Source organism: Agrobacterium larrymoorei, from assembly GCF_037722385.1.
Taxonomy (GTDB): Bacteria; Pseudomonadota; Alphaproteobacteria; order Rhizobiales; family Rhizobiaceae; genus Agrobacterium; species Agrobacterium larrymoorei_C.
Genome location: NZ_JBBKAQ010000001.1, coordinates 213,343 through 233,067 on the forward strand (window position 1 = coordinate 213,343; position 19,725 = coordinate 233,067).

The window sequence follows — 19,725 nt, forward strand, 5'->3', positions numbered from 1 at the left end:
GGAATGCTTTCGCAAAAAAAACCGCCGTGCGATTATCTAGCGCGGCGGTTTGTTATTGTCTTGACGCAGTTTTCAAGCTGCGCCCGCTGGATCGCCGATCGGCAGAAGTGCCGGATTGAGGGTCGGATCGTTCGGGTTCTTCGTATCTCCAGGATCCTTGACAGGGGGAACGGGCGGCTTTTCCTGAACTCGGTCCGGAATTCCCGGTGTCGATGTTGGACCACGCGGGCTGTCGATCGTGGACTCGTCCAGTAGATCACGGTTTGGCATGGTAGGCCTCCTTCGTTTCGTCGTTCAATATGTAAACAGAAGCCTCGCTTATTGGTTCCCATCTTGCTGCGGACCAAGCTCGTAGAGGCACCGGCGAAACTGCTTCTACATCCACTCAGGGATCTCGATTTTCCGTTAACGTCTTGTTATCCATGCGGTTAAAGTTTTAGCTAAATTCTAACCAAGTTTCTTTTTCCGCCATACCTTCGCGATTATGTTGACCATAACAGCAATCAGACAGGCGCTGTCGTCGGTTGTTCTCGGAATGATGTCTCCCAGCTAGGGAGCGCGTGGACTTTGGTATGGAGTTGATGATGTCCAATAAATTCAGATCTTACGCTGTTGCCGTGGCGGCACTTATGGCTGCAAGCCCGGTCGTTGCTGCAGACCTAACCTCATCCTATGAGGCACCTCCAGCCTATAACGAGCCTGCAAGCTCGTCCTGGACCGGCGCTTATGCGGGTGGCCACATTGGCGCTGCCATGCCAAGCGCAAACCCGTTCCGCGACGGTAAAGGCTTGGCGCTCGGCGTCCAGGGCGGCTACAACTACGACCTCGGCGGCGCAGTGGTCGGTGGTGAACTGGAAGCGACACATCTCGGCGACACGCGCGTTTCCGTTCCAAACGGAAATCTGCGCGAGCGCTGGCGCGTCGCCGCAAAGGCCAAGGCTGGCGTGAAAATGGACGACACGCTGATCTACGGTACGGCCGGTCTGACGGTGACGAGCCTTCGCGACGGCGATAATGTCGTCGGCCCTGATGGCATGAAGGAAGGCTATCTGCTCGGTGCTGGTATTGAACACAAGTTCAACCAACAGATTTCCGGCAAGGTCGAATATAATTACGTTGCGACCAACGACGTCCGGACATTCTCAGGTAACACCACATCGCGTACAGACATCAGCGACAACGTCGTTAAGGGTGGGTTGAACTACCACTTCTAGTGTCTGCGGCCGTCCTTGAGGATTGCCGACGACTTTAGCGACAAGGCGGGCGAAAGATTGCTCGCCTTACTTGGACCGGCACTCTACGCGTGCGCCAGAGGCGTCGGCGAAGGTGTTATCCGAGGCGTGGTACGACGGGTAGCGCGTCGCGCAGTAGCGAATGTGCTGGACTTCATCTGCCGAAAGAAGAAGATCGGCAGTGCCCCTAGTCGCGCCTCCGTTGCTGAAGGCCGAGACCGAGGCGTTTGTGCCTTCCTCAGCAGAAGTGTCGCTCACATAGGCCGGGTTGATGACGCTCAAAGCGAGCGACGGGCTGCTCGCTGCGCACAGGAAGGCTGCAGTTAAAAAAACTACGGATTTTGCGTTTCCTGATCTTGACATTTTGGAAGTTCCTTTTCCGTATCGTGGAAAAGCAACGTAGCAATGTTGTTTTTGGTTCCCCCGTTAACGAAGTCTTAGAAGTAACGTGCCGGTGATGGTGGCCAGCTCGAGCATAGGTCACCTTGATTCGAGCTTCGAAATTCAGCTCAGTCATAACGTCCTCGCAAGAACCTCAGAATTCCAGAGGCGCCCCGTGGCGACATCGCAGTGGGCGTCACATCGACCGAGACGGTATCACGTCGACGTGTTCAATATCTGGGAACATCAGTGAAAACGACTGGTTAGGCGCGTCCCATCAGGCGATCAAACAGGAGTTCCTCATGCGCGCACTAAATCTCATCACTCTTCTTCTCATCATCATCGGCGGCGTCAACTGGCTGCTTGTCGGCATCGCTCAGTTCGACCTCGTGGCCGCGATCTTCGGTGGCCAGGATGCAGCACTTGCCCGGATTGTCTACATCCTCGTTGGTCTCTCCGCTCTTTATCAGCTCATTCCTTTTTCGCGCGCCATGTCGGTAGGTGAGACGACGGCCGAGGCTGCTCGCCGCTAAAAGCCCGCGATCAGACTGATATTAAAACAAGGTGATGCCGTCTTCCGTCTGGAACGGGAGGCGGCATCTCGACGTTCTGCGGCGATGAAACAGCGCTGCCGCAATCTCATCTTCATCCTCGGTGATCAATTGTCCCACTCTATGTCTAGTCTGGAGGGTGCCGATCCTGCCCAGGACATGGTCCTCATGTGTGAAGTGCAGGAGGAGACCACCTATGTGCGTCATCATCGCAAGAAGATAATTCTGATCCTTTCCGCCATGCGTCACTTTGCCGAGGACCTTCGCAGCGAAGGGTTCGATGTGCGCTACACCGAACTGGATGATAAGGCCAACACCGGTAGCTTCACCGACGAGCTAAGGCGCGCCGTCAAAGAGCTTCAGCCGGAGAGGGTGATCGTCACCGAGCCTGGTGAATTTCGCGTGTTGCAAGCGATGTTAAGTTGGGAGCAGTCTCTGAACATCCCAGTGGACATACGTCTGGATAGCCGCTTTCTCTGTTCGAAGAAGGAGTTCGCCAGCTGGGCCGAGGGACGGCGTGAGCTCAGGATGGAGTTCTTTTATCGCGATATGCGCAGAAAGACCGCTCTGCTTATGGAAGGTGACAAGCCGGTGGGCGGGCGCTGGAACTTCGATGCTGAAAACCGCAAGCCGGCGAAACCTGATCTCTTCCGTGCTTCTCATCCGCAGTTTTCGCCCGACAAAACGACGCGTGAAGTGATGAAAATGATCGACGAGCGTTTTGCCGATCATATGGGAGAGGCAAAGGGATTTGCGTTTGCGGTCATTAAAAATGATGCCGAGCAAGCTGCAGATGCCTTTATAGAACACTTCCTGCCCAACTTCGGTGAAACGCAGGATGCCATGCTCTCAAGCGATCCCTTTCTCAACCACTCGCTGCTCTCTTTCTACATCAATCTTGGTCTACTCGATCCGCTCGACATTTGTCGCAGAGCCGAGCGCGCCTATCTTGAAGGTGATGCGCCGATCAACGCAGTCGAGGGCTTCATTCGCCAGATCATCGGCTGGCGGGAATACATGCGCGGCATCTATTGGAACTTCATGCCGGACTACGCGGAACGCAACTTCTTCAAGGCCTCGAGACCGCTTCCCTCCTTTTTCTGGGATGGTAAGACGGAGATGAACTGTCTCTCGACGGTGATCGGCGAAACGATCGACCACGCCTACGCCCATCACATCCAGCGGCTGATGATCACCGGAAACTTTGCGCTCTTGGCGGGCCTCGATCCCTACGCGGTGCATGAGTGGTATCTGGAAGTCTATGCGGACGCCTTCGAATGGGTGGAGATGCCGAACGTGATCGGCATGAGCCAATTCGCCGATGGCGGCCTGCTTGGCTCCAAGCCCTATGCCGCGAGTGGGGCCTATATTTCCCGGATGTCGGACTATTGCGAGACCTGCCAGTATGACGTGCGCAAGAAGACCGAAGAGGGAGCCTGTCCCTTCAATTCGCTCTATTGGGATTTTCTCGATCGGAACAAAAAGAAGCTCGACGGCAACCAGCGTTTGGCACAACCTTATGCCACTTGGGGGCGGATGAAGGACGTGCAACGTGAGGCATATAAGGCTGCCGCGCGCACATTTCTCAAAAAACTCGATGATGCCGAGCCGGTATAGGGGTTCACGCGATGATGACGTCACTTGCCAAGGGATATCGGGCGTTGGTCATCGGCTCGAGCGGCGGGATCGGTTCGGCCATCGTCAGAGCGCTCGAAGCTGACGACAATTGTTCACAAGTCATTGGTCTTTCGCGCTCGACCGATGGGTTGGATATCACGGATGAGGCGAGCGTTGAGGACGCTGTGAGGCAACTCGACGGAGAGTTCCAGCTGATCTTCTGCGCCACCGGCGCGCTCACGATCGACGGTATTGGCCCCGAGAAGGCGCTGAAGCAGCTTTCTCCTGACGCGATGATGAGGCAGTTTGCCCTGAACGCCCTCGGTCCTGCGCTGGTGCTGAAGCATTTCGGTGGACGATTGCCCAAACGCGAGCGCGGCCTCATGGCGTTTCTGTCCGCACGCGTGGGCTCGATTAGCGATAATCACCTGGGCGGCTGGATCTCCTATCGCGCGTCCAAGGCGGCGCTGAACCAGATTATTCGTACGGCTTCCATCGAACTTGGCCGCACCCACCCGCTATCGGTTCTGGCCGCGCTGCATCCGGGAACAGTCGCGACGGCTCTGACCGATGACTATTCCAGCGGTCGAGAGCGTTTTCGCCCTGAAGACAGCGCCAGCAAGATGCTCGCGGTTTTGGACGGGCTCCAGACGCAAGACAGCGGCGCGTTCTTCGCCTATGATGGATCGCGCATCGACTGGTGAACCGCCGAACAGTCGATCGCCATGCGCGGACGACATCGCTGTCATGACTTGCCTCGCCAGTCCCGCAACCCTATCTCTGTCTCAATAATTCCGATCAAACAAAGCGTATTGCTGAAGCATCTGCGAGAGTGGGTGTCGAATCGCAGGCGCGCGCGGAGAGGTATCCATGCAATCAGCACCGAAGAGCTTACCGGAAATGAATGTCGGTGAACGACACGCCATGATGAACACTGTCAGTGAAGCGCTCTTCGATGCGGCAGAGCATGCCGCGGAGGAGGGCGATGTGCGGCTTGCAGAGAACTTCCGCGCCATGGCTGCGATGATCGAGGGTGAAAGCGGCGAGAGGTCCTCGGATGACTTCAGACCGCTTGAGCTGATTTTGAGGCAGGCGATGACGCTTTTGCAGCTCTATATGGATAAAGCGTCGGGAAGTCGGGTGCTTCATTGATTGGTTTTCGCATCGCCGGAGATCCAATAGTTGCGAGTTTCTTCACAACCGCATAGACCTCTTCTGTCGCGTTAAGCATATAAGGAAATCCGCATACAGCTTCGCGTCTAAATCTGTATTCTTCCTCAACTCGACTGACATGTAACGGATGCGGCTGTGAAATTATCGGTCATTCTGAAGACTCTGAACGAAGAACATCGGATTGGTGCGGCTATTGAAAGTGTCATCGCCGCGCTGAAGGCGGTGCCTGACATGGAAAGCGAAATCATTGTTGCAGACAGTGGTTCGCGCGACCGGACAATCGAGATCGCCTCGCGGTACCCTGTCGTGATTGCGCAGATCCAGGCGCCGGCCAAAGCCAGTTGTGGTGTCGGGCCCCAGCTCGGGTTTCAATATAGTAAGGGTGAGTTCATTGCCCTGATGGACGGCGACATGCTGCTCGATCCGACGTTTTTGCCTGAAGCTTTTGATTATCTGGACAAGCATCCGCGTGTTGCAGGTGTCAGCGGAGATATAAACGAGGTCAATCTCGATAATCTCGAGTTTACACGCCGGGTGCAGAGGATTGCATCCGAGGTCAAGCACGGCGTGCGCGATCGGCTGAACGGCGGGGGTGTCTATCGTCGCGCGGCTATCGAGGAGGCGGGATATTTTTCCGACCGCAATCTCCACGCTTTCGAAGAGTTCGATCTTGCCCAACGGCTTCGTCTGCGGGGCTGGACGCTCTATCGGCTGGACCGGCGCTATGTCGATCACTTCGGCCATAACATAAATTCCTATGTCTTGCTGACGCGCCGCTGGTCATCGAAATATCTGCTCGGCACCGGGGAGCTCTTACGCGCGGGTTGGCAGGAGGGACGGTTTAAGCAGGTCGTCGAAGAGAACCCGGAGATCAAGCTCTGGCTTGGTGTCTATGCCTGGTGGGCCGTTCTGCTTGCCTGCCTCATCGGCAGCTTCTTCCATCCCGTCGGCCTGATTGCTTTCGTCGTATTACTGGTGGCGCCGGTCGCGGCAATGTCGATCAAGAAAAAAAGTCTGGAGCTCGGCCTTTACGCCATCGTGGCCTGGTGCTTTCATGCGGCAGCACTTCCGTTCGGTATCGTGTCGCGGCGGAAGGATCCCTGTGGTTGGATTGAAAGCAAATTGTTGAAGTCCTGATGAAAACATCCCTTCTTTGGATACCGGTCGTTTCGTGTGCATTGATCCGGCCAGCCCATGCCGAAGAATGGTTGGCAGTTCGAGAAAAGTCATTGGAAGTCCAGGCGGATAGCCCGCTTGATTTTTCGAGCATTCTTCCCGAAACGAAGATCGACGAGACTACGCGGGTCATCATCAACCCGGCCGGTAAGCTTGCAATAGCGAATAATGCCGACAATCCGCAGCGCTTCCTGTGCGCATCTCTTGCACTCAGTCCGGCATCAGGCGGCTTTCCCGATCACGATGCCGCCGACCGCTACGCTTTGCAGCTCAAGAGGCACGGCTACAACATAGCCCGTTTCCATTATGTCGACGCCGCGTTGATGGCGGACCGCACCAAGGATTTCGACTTCGATCCGCAGGTGCTGGATCGTGTCCATTATTTCATGGCAGCGCTCAAGCGAAACGGCATTTACTGGATCATGGACGGTCTGAGTTCCACGCGCGGGGCTTATGGCGGTTATGAAGATCGGTGGGACCTCAACGGCGACCTCAAGGTCGATGCGCAGATCACGGATGCAGGCTTTGAACACTGGCTTAAATTCCAGCAGGCTTTTCTCGGTAAGGTCAATCCTTACACTGGGATCGCGCCTATCCGCGATCCCGCGCTGGTCGGAATTGTGCCTTTCAACGAGAATGGTTTGGAATTCGATTCCCTGGTGCAAGAGGGTGTGCGGGGCAGCGTCTTTCAAAAGCAGCTTCAACCGCTCTTCAACGACTGGCTGCTGAAGAAATACGGCAGTGATGACGCCCTAAAGCAGAAGTGGGGCTGGTGGACGAAGGAAGGCAGCCTTGAGGATCGCTCGGTTGCGCTACCGACGAACCGAAATGAGCGCAGCGAACGGATGCGCGACCTGCAATCTTTTTTCATCGACGTAGAGCAGAACGCTACACGGCGCATGACCAAAGCGCTTCGCGATCTCGGCTTCCGCGGTGTCATCTTGCCATACAATAACTGGCCAACGATTCAGACCGGTGCCAGCCGCAGCATTCAGGATGCCGTGGCGATGAACACCTATCATGATTGGGTCGGCTCCTATGAACCGGGCACCAGTATTGAGGGAAAGAGTTCTCTGGAAGACGGCCTTCGCTATCTCAGAACCGTGGGGGCTGCCCGCTTCCTGGGTCGCCCATTTGTCATCACGGAATATGACCATCTCTTCTGGAACCCTTATCGATATGAGGCAGGGCTGGCAGCACCCGCATTTGCTGCCTTGCAAGGGTGGGATGTCTTGTGCCGCCACGCCCACGGCCCAATCGTTCTCGCCTATGGTGAGGATTTTAAATTCAAGAAGCAGATTCTGCCCTACACCATCGCGCTTGATCCCGTCGCGCGTGCAGGCGAAACCCTATCGGCCCTCGTCTTTCGTCGGGGTGATGCGAAGACTTCCCCGCTCGGTATCCCGTTTCTAGTCGATGGCCAAAAGGGTTTACCGCAAGGCGTCAACGACATGGAGCCAGAGCTTCTGACGCGTCTTGGCCTGATCGGCGCTATTGGCCTTCAATCCGTGAATGACGCAAAGCCGGGTACCGTCGCCGTTGCGCCTGAGCGTGAGGGTGAAACGCCGGCAGCAGTCGTCTCCAAGCTCAAGGACGCCGGCCGCATCGATCCTTCGGCTCTTTCCGATCTCGATAGTGGCAAGGTCGTTAGCCAGACCGGTGAACTGCAACTGGATGCGGGTGCCAAGGCGCTGGCGCTCAGAACGCCGATGACGCAGGCGCTCGCGTTCGACAAGGTTGGAGACGGCGTCGAGCTTGGCGCTTTCAGCGTGAAGCAGTCGGATGGAAGAGGATTGCTGTCGCTCTCGTCGCTGGATGGACTACCTCTGAAAGAGAGCAAGCGGCAGCTCCTGATCCTGGCGTCCGATGCCCGCAATTCCGGAATGCGCTTTCGCGACGCGGATCAGCACGTCATCGAAGATTTCGGTTACCTGCCGGTCCTCATCAGGCGCATGGAGGTTGGCATCCGTTTCGAGGTTTCTGGCACCTTCAAAATTTCTCCGGTCGGTCTGGATGGCCGTGTGCGTGCGCCTGTCGCGACTGCCAAGAGCGGCGTCATCGTGCGCCTGTCCAACGACACGCCGGGTGGTCCGACGACCTACTTTCTGGTCGAGCGCGCTGACTAATTCGGTTTGAAACCCGTCGAGCGCCTCGCTCTATTGGCGGCTTTTAGTAGAAGTCGCGGGGCAAACGGGTCCAGCCTTCGCCGCCCAGGCCACCGAAATAGGCTTTTCCAGTGGCCATCGCCTCCTTGAAAATGGGAGAGCGCGAGGTTGCCGACACGCCGGTAAAATAGCGATACCAGATGCGGCTGTAGCGGGAAAGCGAACGGATCATCTCGGGTCTGGCCTGAGAGCATGCATAGGTGAAGCCGGATCGCTGCAAGGCCAGCAAAGCGGCATCGACGACCGCATCCTGAGCCTTGTCGGCATAAAGAAGATCGAGAATATGCGCCGAGCCGCCCATTTGACCGACGAATGAGAATACGCCGACGACGTCCCCGTTCTTGTCCTGAACCTGTGCCAGCATCAGCCTGCCACGTCCGTCATCTCCCGCTGACGCGTTGACAGCCCAGGCGACATAGCCTTCGTCCAAAACCGGGGCGACGACATAATCGGCAAGATAACGGTTCGCGTATTCAGCAAAGACATGAGGGGTGGCTTCCGAAACACTGTACCCCTCTGCAGTCGTCACGTTTTTCGCAAGATCGTTATTGGGAAGCTGTCCGCGGCTGATGAGACTTGGGAAACGGTCGAACAGTTTCATCCGCAGAAAGCTGATAGCAGCCGGGAGTGGTTTGAACATCTTGTACCAGCGCAGAGCTTGTACCTGGAGCTCGATGCCGCCAATGGCCTTGAAGTGGGCGATCCCGATTTGTGCGCCGCTGTCTGTAAAAAGAATGTTGCCGTCCTTGGGCCGTGTGCTCAAAAACACTGCCGCCGCCGCTCGAGGATTGGCATCGGGCGTGGTCGCAAAGCCGCAGGTAAGCCTGGCAATGACGATCTCCTCACCGACGCGATAGGTGAGCGGGATGATGTTCAGGAGGGTTTTCAAAACCCCATTTTCATCGACGGAGACGAGGCTTCCGTTCTCAGGCGTGTAATTAGGATGGGTAAACAACAGCTGAGACAAGTGGGCTTCCAGCGCCTTTGTCTTCGGCTTCGAGCGCGACCGGAACACCGAACTGAAGAGTGCGCTCATTTGCGGAACATCGGTAAGTTCTGCGGGGCGAAGCTTTGAAGTCGTCTTTGTTGTCATGTTCTAACGTCCTTGCTTGCAGCGATGGAGCGGGCGACATACGCCCTAACCACGAGCCATGAAGCGATCACGATGCTAAATTCGATAATATATGCTGAGATGAAAATTCCGTAGGGCGGCCAGACCCATGCTGCGACGCCGATCACGAGCGCGCCGATGCCGTTTGCGAGGTTCAACACCCACGCGCGGGCTCCATGTTCACCGGCCGCTCCCAAAAGATCGACCGCAACCGACCAGATCGCAATCAAGAGGATCAGCGGGGCGAGGATCCGTACAAAGGTCGGCAGGGAGACATATTCCGTTCCGAAAATCAGCGGCATGAAGGAGGCGGAGAAAAATATGAAGAGAGCTGCCGCCAATCCGAGGCCGATCGCGATGGCGAGAATCCGCATCGTGAGTTTGAAGGCGTGGTGGATGCCGTTGACGCTGGCAACGGCAAGGTGAGGATAGATGAGCCGGTTAAGCGCATCGACTGCCATATAGCTGCTATCGGTGATGCGTCTGGCGACGCCGTAACTGCCCACCATTTCGGGGTTTGCCACCAGGCCGAGAATGAGAAGATCGACGTTTTGACGAAACGCACGAAAAATGAAGGGCGTGGCGAACAGGATCCCGAGCCGGATTTCGGGACGGTCAAGCCGGTAGTCCGGGCGCGCGATGCGAAAGGCGAGTGTGCCGTAAAGCGCAAGCGTCAGCAGGAATGAAATCATTTGCCAGGTTGCCCAGCTCTCGACCGTATCGACCTTGAAGGCGAGGCAGGCAAGCGCTGCCGTGAGCGTGCGAATGAGCGCGAAGCCCATAATGGAGGCGTTGGCGGCGCCGTTTCGGCGGTGCGCCAGAAAGATTGTTTCGCCCAACATGATCAGGCGGACCAGAACGATGTTGGTCAAAAGCAGCTGAAAGGTGATCCAGAGGTTCTCGCCCGAGCCTTCTCCAAAACGCATGAAGTGCGGCAGCACGATCATCCCGAGCAAAATCAGCACCGCTCCGCTAATGCCGCTCAAGACAATGCTGTGGCCGAAGATGCGTGGGAAGCAGGATGGATCTTGTGGAACGCGGCGCACCAGCGATTCCGACGCGCCCATGCCGCACAGATGCACGGCAATATTGGTCACCGCAATCAGAGAGACGTAGCGACCGAATTCGTCAGCGCCGAACGTTCTGGCCAGTATCGCAAATGTGATCAGCTGCGCAGCGTTAGCAATCAGAAGACTGACCGAGGATGCGCTATAGGACAAGAGCATTCCAAGCAATCTGGATGTATTTCCTGGTGCGTTTCTTGCCATGTTTCATTCCGTGCCGAGAAAGAGGAGGGGCGTAAACCATTTCTCAGCGGTCTGTGTGGTTTATGGGAGCTATAAGCTGAAAATGTTTCGTTTCGATTGACACAGAGGCCGGGTCGCGCATGTACGAGTATCCAACGCAGAAGCGCGCCGAGCGCCCAACGCCGGAACCTTCGCTGCGCCCAAACGTCGAACCGCGACGGGCTGCGTCTTCAGGTCCGATCATCACTCCCAGCAACGTCTTTCTTTGGTTGCGCCGCGGGCTCTTCGTCATTTTGCTTTTCGGTATCATCGGTGCCGCGGCCGGAATCGCCTTTGGTGTGCTGACCAAACCGCGCTACACGGCCTCGATGGATATCCTGCTGCCGCCGCCGTCAGGCCAGGTCCTTCCCAACGAGTTGACGGTTCCCGCCATTCAGAGCGAAGCTCAAATCCTCGACATCTCCAGCAAAATTCTGCTGCTCAAGTCCGGCAATGTTCTGAGACGAACCGTCGAGCGTGAGCAGTTGCAGCAGCTTCCAGAGTTCAATCCGTCGCTCGAAGCCGGTTTCAATCTGATGCAGGCGCTCGGCCTCTCGAAACCAGAGCCACCGGGCGATCAAACGTTGACGGCGATGAGGATCCTCGACAAGCGCATCAAGGTCGGCCGTGAAGGTGGGACCTATCTGATCAATATAAGCCTCTGGACCCGCGATCCTCAGCGGTCGGTGAAAATTCTCGCGACGCTTGCGGAATCGTTCAGACAGGAACTTGAGGCAGCGCGCAGCGATTTTGCCAAGAGTGCAAGCACGGCGCTCGCAACGCGTCTCGAAGAGTTGAGGGATGCTGCGACGCAGGCAGCCAATGCCGTCGTGGAGTTCCGGCAGAAAAACAATCTTCAGGATCTTGGTAGTGCTGGTTCCGTCAACGTTCAAAGTCTTTCGCAGTTGAACACGCGGTTGAACGATGCCAACTCCAGGCTTCAAGAGGTTAGAGAGCGTTACAAAAAGCTGAACCAAACATCGGCAAACGGTGTCGCCGGTGCAAGTTCGCTGTCCTCTCCACTTCTCGATACGCTGCGCTCCCAATATTCCGTCCTTAAACAGCAATATGACGAGTTGGCGCTGACCTATGGCGAGCGCTATCCCAAGCTTGCGGCCTCGCGAGCTCAGTTGGCAACGCTCAGAACCGAGATCGCGCGTGAGACGGGACGCGTTGTCCAAAGCGTCAAGATCGAGATGGATCAGGCGCAAAGTGCGGTGGATGCCCTCCGAACCCAGATCAATACGGCTCAAGGGCGCGTCTCGAATGACGATGCTGCACAGGTCGAATTGCAGGATTTGCAGCGTAACGCCGAAGCGAAGGCCGCGCTCTACGACACGTTCCTGAAGCGCGCGGGCGAAACAGGCGAGCAGGAGCAACTCAACGTCTCCAATCTCCGCGTCGTGACCGAGCCGGTGCCGCCCGAGAAGCGCAGCTTCCCCCCTCCAACATCCCTGCTTGCGATCGGCGGTCTGATTGCTGGGCTTCTGCTCGGCGCATTCTTGGTGATCGCGGGCCGCACGTTGCTTGAGTTGCGGCGTAACGACTGGCGATTCGATCGGATCGTGTGATGCAGTCGATGACGATCTCAGCAGGGCAGGTGAACGCGCACCATGAAAGGATCAGGATCGCGATCTTCATGGCGATCTTCCTGTTCTTCTGGATCACGACGAACCCGTTCATCGACCTCGTCCAATTGCAGGCCGCAGGTTTAGATGGATCGACCGGTTCGAATGTCGTCAATCAGATCACGTTCCTGCTGATCACGTCGCTGACCATCTATGTGGCCTTGACCCATCCTCTGCGGGCGCAGATTTGTCAGCCAAGACTTCTGATCATCGCGCTTATATCGTGGTTTTTCATCTCGTCCGCCCTATCGAACTATCCCGTCGAGGGGATCAAGCGAACGATCCTTGCGACGATGACGTTCTTTAACGCCGGCATGTTTTTGCTTCTTCCACGCTCGGAGGAGCAGTTCACGCGTTTGCTCCTCTACGGAACGGCCATCACGCTTGGAGTAGCGTATTTCGGTGTGCTTGTGTTACCCCGGTTGTCGATCCACCAGGCCGCTGAAGTGCTTGAGCCTATGAATGCCGGTTACTGGCGCGGCCATTACGCACACAAGAACCTCGCCGCTGCCGTGATGCTCCAATTGACATTTTGCGGGCTCTACTTTCGCAGCGCGGGGTGGAAGAAAAGCGGAATCGCCATCACGCTACTTTCCGTTTTCTTCCTCATTCATACAGGGGGAAAATCATCGACTGCCATGTTGCCGATGATCCTCGTCCTTCAATGGATATTCGAGAAATTTCGCTGGACCAGGTGGCTGATTGCGGTGGGCGGAATCATCGTTTTCAACACGCTGGTACTAGGCGCAACCCTGTCGACAGATTTCCGCAGCCTGATCGTATCGCTTGGTATCGATCCCACATTCACGAACCGCTCCGACATATGGAAGGTCGCCTTTGAAGGGATCGCCAACTCGCCGATCCTCGGCTATGGATTTCAAGGCTTTTGGCAGACACCAGAGATGATGCACAGCCCGGCCGCCTTGGAAACCTGGGCCGTGCGTGCGTTCAACGGTCATAATGCCTATGTGGATACACTGCTGACGACCGGCGTCCCTGGACTATTGCTGGCACTTGCTCTTGTCATCCTTGTGCCGATGCGCGCGATCGCTCGGCTTGACCGGACGCCATCCAATGATCCTGCATTGACACGCCTGTTTCAGCGCACCTGGCTTTGTGTGCTCTACTCCGCCTGTCTCGAGGCGATTTTCTTTCAAAACGGGAGCGCGGTGTTCTTCGCCTTTCTTATTTCCATCTTTGGCTTGGACCTGCAATCCAGGATGAGCCTTGTAAAAGAACCGATTGCGACCGGGAACTGGTGATGGCTTTTTTATCAAAACTTAGCGGCAAGATTGATTACTTCAGAGAACGGGTTGCTGAACGGGCTGTGCGCGCTTTACCAGCCGCGACACTCAACGTCGCCTGCCGCCGCCCGATCGTATCCTTCACTTTTGATGATGTGCCCTGCACCGCGTTGAGCGCAGGCGCGAAGATTCTCGAAGAGAACGGCGTCCGCGGAACTTTTTACATCGCTGGCGGGCTCCTCAACCGTGTGGAGCCGGACCGCAATATTATATCGGAAGAAGGCTGCCGTCAGCTTGCCGCTGCGGGCCATGAGCTGGGCTGCCACACCTTCGGACACGAAATCGTTCACACGTTGCCGAGGCAGACATTGCGTGACAATCTGTGCCGCAACGGTGCGCTCCTCGACAGCTTTGAGCCGCCGGTTGCAAAACGAAATTTTGCTTATCCCTATAATCAGGGATCGTTGCGCCATCGGCAACTCTTTGCCGATCGCTATCAAACTGCGCGCGGTGGTGGAGATCGCATCAACCGAGGCAAGGTCAACCGCGGCTTCCTGTGGGGAATGGAGATCCGGCAACCGGAACAGGATGCTCTCGCCTTGGTTCGAAAGATCGACGAGGTGGTGAAAGAGCCGGGTTGGCTGGTGTTCTTCACCCACGATGTCAGCAACACGCCAACGCCGTTTGGATGCACCCCTTCAACCTTTTCGACCTTAGTGCGCTACGCCGTGTCGAGCGGTTGCCTCGTTTTACCTGTTCGCGATGCGTTACAGCATTTGGAGAGTTGAGATAAAGCGATGAGCGGAACGCTTCTGGCGATCAATAACTACCACTATCGCCGTGGTGGTGCAGAGTCGATCTTCCTCGACCATATGGAGATGTTTGCCCGCTCCGGCTGGAACGCCGTTCCGTTTTCCATGCAGTACCCGGACAATCTGCCCTCGCAATGGTCGTCCTACTTCGTTCCTGAAATCGAGTTCGGTCGGCAGGGCGGCCTGATGACCAAAATCGGTCACGGGCTGGAGATCATCTATTCTCGCAAGGCGAGGCAGAGCCTCGATGCGCTGATCGACCGCGTGCGTCCCGACGTTGCGCATGCCCACAACGTCTATCACCACATTTCGCCGGCGATCTTTCCGCTGCTGAAGAAACGCGGAATACCTACGGTGATGACCGTTCATGACCTGAAGCTTGCCTGTCCCTCCTACAAGATGCTGGCGCCAGATGGTGTGTGCGAAAGATGCAAAGGTGGGCGTATCTACAATGTCCTCCTTCATCGCTGCATGAAGGGGTCGATCGCTCTTAGCGGTCTCGTCATGGTTGAAACCGCCGTGCATCGCATGCTTCGACTTTACCGCGATCATATCGACAAGCTCGTCGTTCCAAGCAGGTTCTATAAGCAAAAGCTGATCGAGTGGGGATGGCCGGAGGACAAGCTGGTCTACATCCCGAACTTCGTCGATCATGCGATCAGCGAACAGCGCTTTGCCGTGGAGGAGGGAGACTACTTTCTGTTTGCCGGGCGCCTTGCGCCGGAAAAGGGCGTAGATACACTTATCCGTGCTGCTGCCAGATCGGGGCAACGTTTGCGTATCGCCGGCACAGGACCGGAAGAAGCAGCACTTCGGGCACTGGCGCAGAGCGAAAATGCCGATGTCGAGTTCCTCGGCTATCTTAGCGGCCAGGCACTTCACGAAACGTTGGCTGGTGCCAAGGCGCTCGTTCTTCCCTCCGAATGGTACGAGAATGCGCCGGTCAGTATTCTGGAGGCCTATGCTCTTCAGCGCCCGGTAATTGGAACGGAAATCGGTGGCATTCCCGAACTGATCAAGCCTGGTCAGACGGGGCTTATCGCTGCACCGCGCGACCCCGATGATCTTGCAAGGGCACTAAACGTAATGAGCCAATTCTCTGTGGCCGAACGCAAGGACATGGGCGAGCGCGGCCGTACCTGGGTTAACCAAGAATTCTCTCGCGGGGCCTTTTTCAAAAGGACGCTGGACCTTTATCGGGATTTAGGGGTTTGCCAACTCAACAAGGGAGCGGAGTAATTTAGATCATTATAATGTTCCATATATGTGAAGGGTTTCGTCAATATAATGGCGCTACGGTACGGCTTATCGAGACAGCGTAAAGCTGTCCATCGATTGCTGGTAACATGACTGTACCGTAGGAGTGGGTAGGATGCCCGGGAGGAAGCGAGTAGTGGACTATGCGGCGTCGAAACAGACGGCGGCACTTCGGGCGCGCGGGAACGTCGACGAGGTCCACGTCCCCAATCTTGATGGGGTTCGCATCTGCATAATCGGCTTGCGCGGCGTTCCAGGTGTACCCGGCGGTATCGAAACCCACGTTGAACAGCTCGTTCCGGGATTGGTTGAACGAGGCGCGGACGTTCACGTCTATGCTCGCCAAAATTACGTCGCCGGTGAGGTGCCTTATGTCTGGCGCGGCGTTGTCGTTCATCCGACATGGGCGCCGAGCAATACGCGACTGGAGGCCATCGTCCACACGCTTCTTGCCCTCTTCAAGGCCAGATCGCTCAAGCCCGACATCGTTCACATACATGCGGTCGGCCCGTCGCTGGTGGCGCCTTTGGCGCGCATGATGGGCATGAAAGTTGTATTTACCCATCATGGTTACGACTATGATCGTGAGAAGTGGAACACGCTGGAGAAGAAGGTTCTACGGCTTGGCGAATGGGCGGGCATGCGGTTTGCCCAAGGCCGTATTGTCGTTGCCAAACATATTGCCGATGCCATGGAAGCGAAGTTCAACCGCAACGTCCAATTCATTCCCAATGGTGTTCAGGTCGACATCGACGCCGCAGACGATGGTGTCCTGGATGAGTTTGCTCTGACGAAGGGCAGATACGTTCTTCTGGTGGCGCGCCTCGTCGTGGAGAAGCGCCAGACGGACCTGATCGAGGCCTTTCTCCGGGCCGACATGCCCGACACCAAACTCGTTCTGGTCGGCGGGGGTGATGCAAGAAGTGACTACGCCGAGAAATTGAGAGCGCGGGCGAAGTCCAATCCGAACATCGTGCTGACTGGATCGCAATCAGGTGCAAGGCTTGGCGGGCTTTTCGCCAATGCTGGGCTATTCGTTCTGCCTTCCAGTCATGAAGGAATGCCGATCGCGCTTCTTGAGGCACTGGCTTACGGCCTGCCGATCCTGGCAAGCGACATCCAAGCCAATAAGGCACTTGAACTGGATGCGGGATCCTACTTCCCCTTGGGCGATATTCCGGCACTTGCCGACGCTATGCGGACGAAGCTATCAGAGGCAGCTAGCGCGCCGCAATCCTCTGTCGAGGTGGGCAAGACAGGCAGCAAGATCATGTCTCGCTACAACTGGAGGACCATCTGCGAAGAGACGGCCTCGCTCTATCTGTCGGTCTTAAAGCGCAACTAAACCGATACCTGCGGACATATGTCGCAGCTTTACGACATGCTCTCGTCATAATCTGGCATGTCGGTTGAACGATCAGCTTCTTCACGCGTTGGTTTTCAGAGGCAACGGTGAGGAGCACTGAGTTGGTTTTCGATGCGAGCGAGGCAATGAGCCGGTTTGGAGAGAGCCACACAACCGTCGTTCTGTGGCAGCGTTTCGAAGTCTCACACAGGGAGATGTTCGAGTCCTTGAAGGATGCGATTGAGTTCGTTCGAAATAACGCGTTCAGACCAACCCGCACCGAATTGCATGTTCATCGAGGCGGGCACGATGTGCTGATCGCTGGTGATGAACTCGCACTGCTTCTGGCGGAACACGAGGGCCAGAAAGCCTGATGCGATAACCGTACGCGTTCACACTTATTTTTTCGCACTCGTCGACAGCCATCAGCCGCTCAAGGTGCTTTCCTGTGTTCCGACTGTCATCATGTTGCCTCGCCAAGACACCGAAGATCCTATCCAGCTCCTTGCCCAGATGAGCGGTAGTAGAGCATCGCGCATGATCATTGCCGGGAAACTGGTCCACGAGACGTGCCAACCCTTGAGTTTGGCGAGTGCGAGTTCTGGAACATAGAAGAGGCCTAAAACGGCCGCCGTAAGTGCCACCACCGTCTTTTCGTCTGCGCCAAAAAGTACGGCTGCCATGACTGTCAGAACCAGAGGCGGGATACCACCTACGAGGATCTCCGGCGCAAAGAAGTGGGGAAAGGTCACGCGGCGCAACCGCGCCCAACGTGCCTGCCTTGACCAGATTTCGGCGAAGCTTCGTTTGCCAAGTGGCTGCTCAAAAGGGGCTGGCGCGAGGTGGACGCTTCGACCGCTTGCGCGGATGAGCTTGGTGGCTGCGGCGTCTTCGGCAATTTCAGCACCAAGCGCTTCGATGCCGCCAAGTGAATCGAGAAGTGGCTTGTTCCACAGCATCGTCTTGCCCTGAGCAAAGCCTTGGCCCAATGTCTCCGCCGCATATTGGTATCGGCATTGGAAGGTGTTGAGGAAGGTGCATTCCAGTTCCGACCAGATATCGGCGGGGCGTGAACCAAGCGGCGGCGAGCAGACGAGCCCGCTATCCTTTCGCCACGCGCCCATAAGCGTCGCAATGTAATCGTGGGGCATCAGCACGTTGGAATCGGCTAGGATTACCCATTCGCTGGCGGCTGCACGCCAGCCTTTGACGCAATTGTTCAGTTTTGGATTGGCGCTGACCCGATCGTCACCCAACAGCAACGTTGCCCGGATGTGAGGAAAGGCGGCGATGTTAGATTTGACGTGAGGAATGACGGGGTCTGTGGCATCGGCGACGCAGAAGAGTATTTCGTAGTTTGGCCAATCCAATTGGAAGGCGCGCGGGATGGTCATCGCGGTAAAATTTTCGACGCCGCGAAGTGGAATGACCAGAGAGACGGGCGGTTGAGTATGCTGCGCAGCGACGCGCTTCGGCTTCGGCCTGACACGATAGACAGTCAGAGCGATGCTCAGTAGGTGAACGAGGATGAGCGCCACAGCAAGAACGGCGAGGGCAATGTCCATGTGCAGCTCCACACATCCGGCGCATCCGCCCGGCGTTTAAGTCACTATCGGGACTATAACGCTTTCATGACAGACGGATGTCATATCTCTCCGCCTGTCACATTGGGCTCGTTCGGCTGTGGATGACACGTATTGTGTCGCCGTCCGCCGCTCTACGGACGTTCGAGACTACCGCGTCATTCCCCAGACATAACCCACCAATGCGGCCAAACCCAAAGACTGAAGCGGATGCTTGCGCACCTGCCGGATGACAGCGCTCTGTGCGGAACGTATTTCAGTTTGGGCGACGCGCGCTGAGCCGGAAAGCATTTCCTGGGCAGACTCGGTGATCCGACCGAGTTCAGAGCGCAGAGCCCTGATTTCTTCCATCGCGTGGTCGGTCGTCGGAGCGTCGTGTCGTGCCTTTACGGCAGCAAGCGCCTCATCCACCTTGGGTGCCTCGTCGGTCTCGTGCTGCTCGCTGTCTTCCGGGGCAGAGGTCTGCGTCGCGGTCGTCGTATTCGTGTGTGACACGGGGTCGGACGCAGGAAATGTGTCCTCGAGCCCCTTTTGAAGATCTTCTTTTCCGCTGCGCTGTCTTGCCTGCTCTTCATGCAGAGAGGCGACGGCAGGTGACGTGGAATTCTGGTCGGCCATGTTTTTTGTCTCCGTGAGGGTTCGTCGTCTCAACTTCTCAAACGCGGGAGGGTTCCGGTCCGGTTGAGAACGGATCAGGCGTCGCCACCTGCTTCCATTGTCGCAGCCACAGACAGGTCGGGAATAATGCCGCGCCCCACGCCCGAGCGACCCTGCTCGACCTCGATCACGGTGTAGAGCTTCTCGTCGCGAAATGCGCTGGCAAAGCGAGTTGAGACATCTTCGGCTGGGAGCGCATTTGCTTCAGGGAAATCTGGCTGTGCCTCGGCCGCGACGATCCGCGCATCGCCAGATGAACGAGCGGCGACAAGAACTTCTCCATAAGAGGCGTCTTTATCCCAGCGAGGATCATCTGCCGCTGCCACAGGAACCAGTTTGTAGATGTTTAGAGTTTCGGATCCGAGCGATCGGCTTTCGGAACCAGCGTCATTCGAGACTACGGTGCGGGGCAGGTCGGTCATTGGAATCTTCTCCTTATTTTCAAACCGAACCGCAGACGGAAAAGGCGGTTCCGCAGCGGCTCCGCCTTCTCCCTGATCTCGGACC

At 56.6% G+C, this 19,725-nt stretch carries 20 protein-coding genes; 13 read left to right on the forward strand and 7 right to left on the reverse strand.

Translation table 11 applies throughout. The features are described from left to right. Positions 1-72 precede the first annotated feature (72 nt). Positions 73-270 (reverse strand): hypothetical protein, encoded by a 198-nt coding sequence (locus WKI41_RS00965; RefSeq protein ID WP_340191663.1) that lies wholly within the window; start codon positions 268-270, stop codon positions 73-75. A 314-nt stretch (positions 271-584) separates the two neighbouring features. Between WKI41_RS00965 and WKI41_RS00970 the strand changes: the two genes are divergently transcribed. After that, the gene (locus WKI41_RS00970; RefSeq protein ID WP_340191664.1) at positions 585-1,214 is read left to right on the forward strand and encodes an outer membrane protein; all 630 of its coding nucleotides are present in this window, start codon (positions 585-587) and stop codon (positions 1,212-1,214) included. A gap of 66 nt (positions 1,215-1,280) precedes the next feature. Here WKI41_RS00970 and WKI41_RS00975 read toward each other — a convergent pair whose 3' ends face one another. Beyond that, on the reverse strand, positions 1,281-1,595 hold the full coding sequence (locus WKI41_RS00975) for a BA14K family protein (protein WP_340191665.1): 315 nt from the start codon (positions 1,593-1,595) through the stop codon (positions 1,281-1,283). 320 nt (positions 1,596-1,915) lie between these two features. Here WKI41_RS00975 and WKI41_RS00980 point away from each other — a divergent pair, with 320 nt between their 5' ends. From WKI41_RS00980 to WKI41_RS01005, 6 genes are all read left to right on the forward strand, one after another. Further along, positions 1,916-2,146: a DUF378 domain-containing protein gene (locus tag WKI41_RS00980; RefSeq protein ID WP_340191666.1), complete on the forward strand. Its 231-nt coding sequence runs from the start codon at positions 1,916-1,918 to the stop codon at positions 2,144-2,146. Positions 2,147-2,230: 84 nt separating this feature from the next. Further along, on the forward strand, positions 2,231-3,781 hold the full coding sequence (locus WKI41_RS00985; protein WP_340191667.1) for a cryptochrome/photolyase family protein: 1,551 nt from the start codon (positions 2,231-2,233) through the stop codon (positions 3,779-3,781). Between the two features lie 11 nt (positions 3,782-3,792). Further along, entirely contained in the window at positions 3,793-4,485 is a 693-nt protein-coding gene (locus WKI41_RS00990) for an SDR family NAD(P)-dependent oxidoreductase (RefSeq protein WP_340191668.1), read from the forward strand. Positions 4,486-4,651: 166 nt separating this feature from the next. Then, complete coding sequence (locus tag WKI41_RS00995) at positions 4,652-4,933, forward strand: hypothetical protein (protein ID WP_340191669.1); 282 nt, start codon at positions 4,652-4,654, stop codon at positions 4,931-4,933. 156 nt (positions 4,934-5,089) lie between these two features. After that, positions 5,090-6,091, forward strand: coding sequence for a glycosyltransferase family 2 protein (locus WKI41_RS01000; RefSeq protein ID WP_340191670.1), 1,002 nt, complete (start codon positions 5,090-5,092; stop codon positions 6,089-6,091). Beyond that, positions 6,091-8,256 carry a glycoside hydrolase gene (locus WKI41_RS01005; RefSeq protein WP_340191671.1) on the forward strand — a complete coding sequence of 722 codons (2,166 nt, stop codon included), beginning with the start codon at positions 6,091-6,093 and terminating at the stop codon, positions 8,254-8,256. Before WKI41_RS01000 ends, WKI41_RS01005 begins: the two co-directional genes overlap by 1 nt. A gap of 43 nt (positions 8,257-8,299) precedes the next feature. Here the strand turns inward: WKI41_RS01005 and WKI41_RS01010 are convergent, their stop codons facing one another. Further along, the gene (locus WKI41_RS01010) at positions 8,300-9,388 is read right to left on the reverse strand and encodes a hypothetical protein (protein ID WP_340191672.1); all 1,089 of its coding nucleotides are present in this window, start codon (positions 9,386-9,388) and stop codon (positions 8,300-8,302) included. Next, a complete protein-coding gene (locus WKI41_RS01015) occupies positions 9,385-10,632 on the reverse strand; it encodes a lipopolysaccharide biosynthesis protein (RefSeq protein ID WP_425340977.1) in 1,248 nt (415 codons plus the stop codon). Before WKI41_RS01015 ends, WKI41_RS01010 begins: the two co-directional genes overlap by 4 nt. 161 nt (positions 10,633-10,793) lie before the next feature. On the opposite strand from WKI41_RS01015, the gene WKI41_RS01020 reads away from it, so the two are divergent. From WKI41_RS01020 to WKI41_RS01045, 6 genes are all read left to right on the forward strand, one after another. After that, the gene (locus WKI41_RS01020; protein WP_340191674.1) at positions 10,794-12,263 is read left to right on the forward strand and encodes a GumC family protein; all 1,470 of its coding nucleotides are present in this window, start codon (positions 10,794-10,796) and stop codon (positions 12,261-12,263) included. A 68-nt stretch (positions 12,264-12,331) separates the two neighbouring features. Continuing rightward, complete coding sequence (locus WKI41_RS01025; protein WP_340191675.1) at positions 12,332-13,582, forward strand: O-antigen ligase family protein; 1,251 nt, start codon at positions 12,332-12,334, stop codon at positions 13,580-13,582. Next, positions 13,582-14,352, forward strand: a complete 771-nt coding sequence (locus tag WKI41_RS01030; protein ID WP_340191676.1) for a polysaccharide deacetylase family protein — start codon at positions 13,582-13,584, stop codon at positions 14,350-14,352. Before WKI41_RS01025 ends, WKI41_RS01030 begins: the two co-directional genes overlap by 1 nt. A 9-nt stretch (positions 14,353-14,361) precedes the next feature. After that, positions 14,362-15,615 (forward strand): glycosyltransferase family 4 protein, encoded by a 1,254-nt coding sequence (locus tag WKI41_RS01035; protein WP_340191677.1) that lies wholly within the window; start codon positions 14,362-14,364, stop codon positions 15,613-15,615. Positions 15,616-15,748: 133 nt separating this feature from the next. Next, positions 15,749-16,978: a glycosyltransferase family 4 protein gene (locus tag WKI41_RS01040; protein ID WP_340191678.1), complete on the forward strand. Its 1,230-nt coding sequence runs from the start codon at positions 15,749-15,751 to the stop codon at positions 16,976-16,978. 122 nt (positions 16,979-17,100) lie between these two features. Then, positions 17,101-17,352, forward strand: a complete 252-nt coding sequence (locus WKI41_RS01045) for a hypothetical protein (protein WP_340191679.1) — start codon at positions 17,101-17,103, stop codon at positions 17,350-17,352. 51 nt (positions 17,353-17,403) lie between these two features. Here WKI41_RS01045 and WKI41_RS01050 read toward each other — a convergent pair whose 3' ends face one another. The 3 genes from WKI41_RS01050 to WKI41_RS01060 all read right to left on the reverse strand — a co-directional run bounded on the left by WKI41_RS01050 (position 17,404) and on the right by WKI41_RS01060 (position 19,640). Next, positions 17,404-18,543, reverse strand: coding sequence for a ceramide glucosyltransferase (locus WKI41_RS01050; RefSeq protein WP_340191680.1), 1,140 nt, complete (start codon positions 18,541-18,543; stop codon positions 17,404-17,406). Positions 18,544-18,711: 168 nt separating this feature from the next. After that, the gene (locus tag WKI41_RS01055) at positions 18,712-19,179 is read right to left on the reverse strand and encodes a hypothetical protein (RefSeq protein ID WP_340191681.1); all 468 of its coding nucleotides are present in this window, start codon (positions 19,177-19,179) and stop codon (positions 18,712-18,714) included. Between the two features lie 74 nt (positions 19,180-19,253). Further along, positions 19,254-19,640 carry a hypothetical protein gene (locus WKI41_RS01060; protein ID WP_340191682.1) on the reverse strand — a complete coding sequence of 129 codons (387 nt, stop codon included), beginning with the start codon at positions 19,638-19,640 and terminating at the stop codon, positions 19,254-19,256. Positions 19,641-19,725: the final 85 nt, after the last annotated feature.

Excerpts from the sequence above, each read along its gene's own strand:
- WKI41_RS00975 (WP_340191665.1), bottom strand. The coding sequence starts at position 1,595 with ATGTCAAGATCAGGAAACGCAAAATCCGTAGTTTTTTTAACTGCAGCC.
- WKI41_RS01015 (WP_425340977.1), bottom strand. The coding sequence starts at position 10,632 with ATGCTCTTGTCCTATAGCGCATCCTCGGTCAGTCTTCTGATTGCTAAC.
- WKI41_RS01055 (WP_340191681.1), bottom strand. The coding sequence starts at position 19,179 with ATGGCCGACCAGAATTCCACGTCACCTGCCGTCGCCTCTCTGCATGAA.
- WKI41_RS01060 (WP_340191682.1), bottom strand. The coding sequence starts at position 19,640 with ATGACCGACCTGCCCCGCACCGTAGTCTCGAATGACGCTGGTTCCGAA.
- WKI41_RS00970 (WP_340191664.1), top strand. The coding sequence starts at position 585 with ATGTCCAATAAATTCAGATCTTACGCTGTTGCCGTGGCGGCACTTATG.
- WKI41_RS01050 (WP_340191680.1), bottom strand. The coding sequence starts at position 18,543 with ATGGACATTGCCCTCGCCGTTCTTGCTGTGGCGCTCATCCTCGTTCAC.
- WKI41_RS01005 (WP_340191671.1), top strand. The coding sequence starts at position 6,091 with ATGAAAACATCCCTTCTTTGGATACCGGTCGTTTCGTGTGCATTGATC.
- WKI41_RS00965 (WP_340191663.1), bottom strand. The coding sequence starts at position 270 with ATGCCAAACCGTGATCTACTGGACGAGTCCACGATCGACAGCCCGCGT.
- WKI41_RS01040 (WP_340191678.1), top strand. The coding sequence starts at position 15,749 with ATGCCCGGGAGGAAGCGAGTAGTGGACTATGCGGCGTCGAAACAGACG.
- WKI41_RS01010 (WP_340191672.1), bottom strand. The coding sequence starts at position 9,388 with ATGACAACAAAGACGACTTCAAAGCTTCGCCCCGCAGAACTTACCGAT.
- WKI41_RS01030 (WP_340191676.1), top strand. The coding sequence starts at position 13,582 with ATGGCTTTTTTATCAAAACTTAGCGGCAAGATTGATTACTTCAGAGAA.
- WKI41_RS00990 (WP_340191668.1), top strand. The coding sequence starts at position 3,793 with ATGATGACGTCACTTGCCAAGGGATATCGGGCGTTGGTCATCGGCTCG.
- WKI41_RS01025 (WP_340191675.1), top strand. The coding sequence starts at position 12,332 with ATGGCGATCTTCCTGTTCTTCTGGATCACGACGAACCCGTTCATCGAC.
- WKI41_RS00980 (WP_340191666.1), top strand. The coding sequence starts at position 1,916 with ATGCGCGCACTAAATCTCATCACTCTTCTTCTCATCATCATCGGCGGC.
- WKI41_RS00995 (WP_340191669.1), top strand. The coding sequence starts at position 4,652 with ATGCAATCAGCACCGAAGAGCTTACCGGAAATGAATGTCGGTGAACGA.
- WKI41_RS00985 (WP_340191667.1), top strand. The coding sequence starts at position 2,231 with ATGAAACAGCGCTGCCGCAATCTCATCTTCATCCTCGGTGATCAATTG.
- WKI41_RS01020 (WP_340191674.1), top strand. The coding sequence starts at position 10,794 with ATGTACGAGTATCCAACGCAGAAGCGCGCCGAGCGCCCAACGCCGGAA.
- WKI41_RS01035 (WP_340191677.1), top strand. The coding sequence starts at position 14,362 with ATGAGCGGAACGCTTCTGGCGATCAATAACTACCACTATCGCCGTGGT.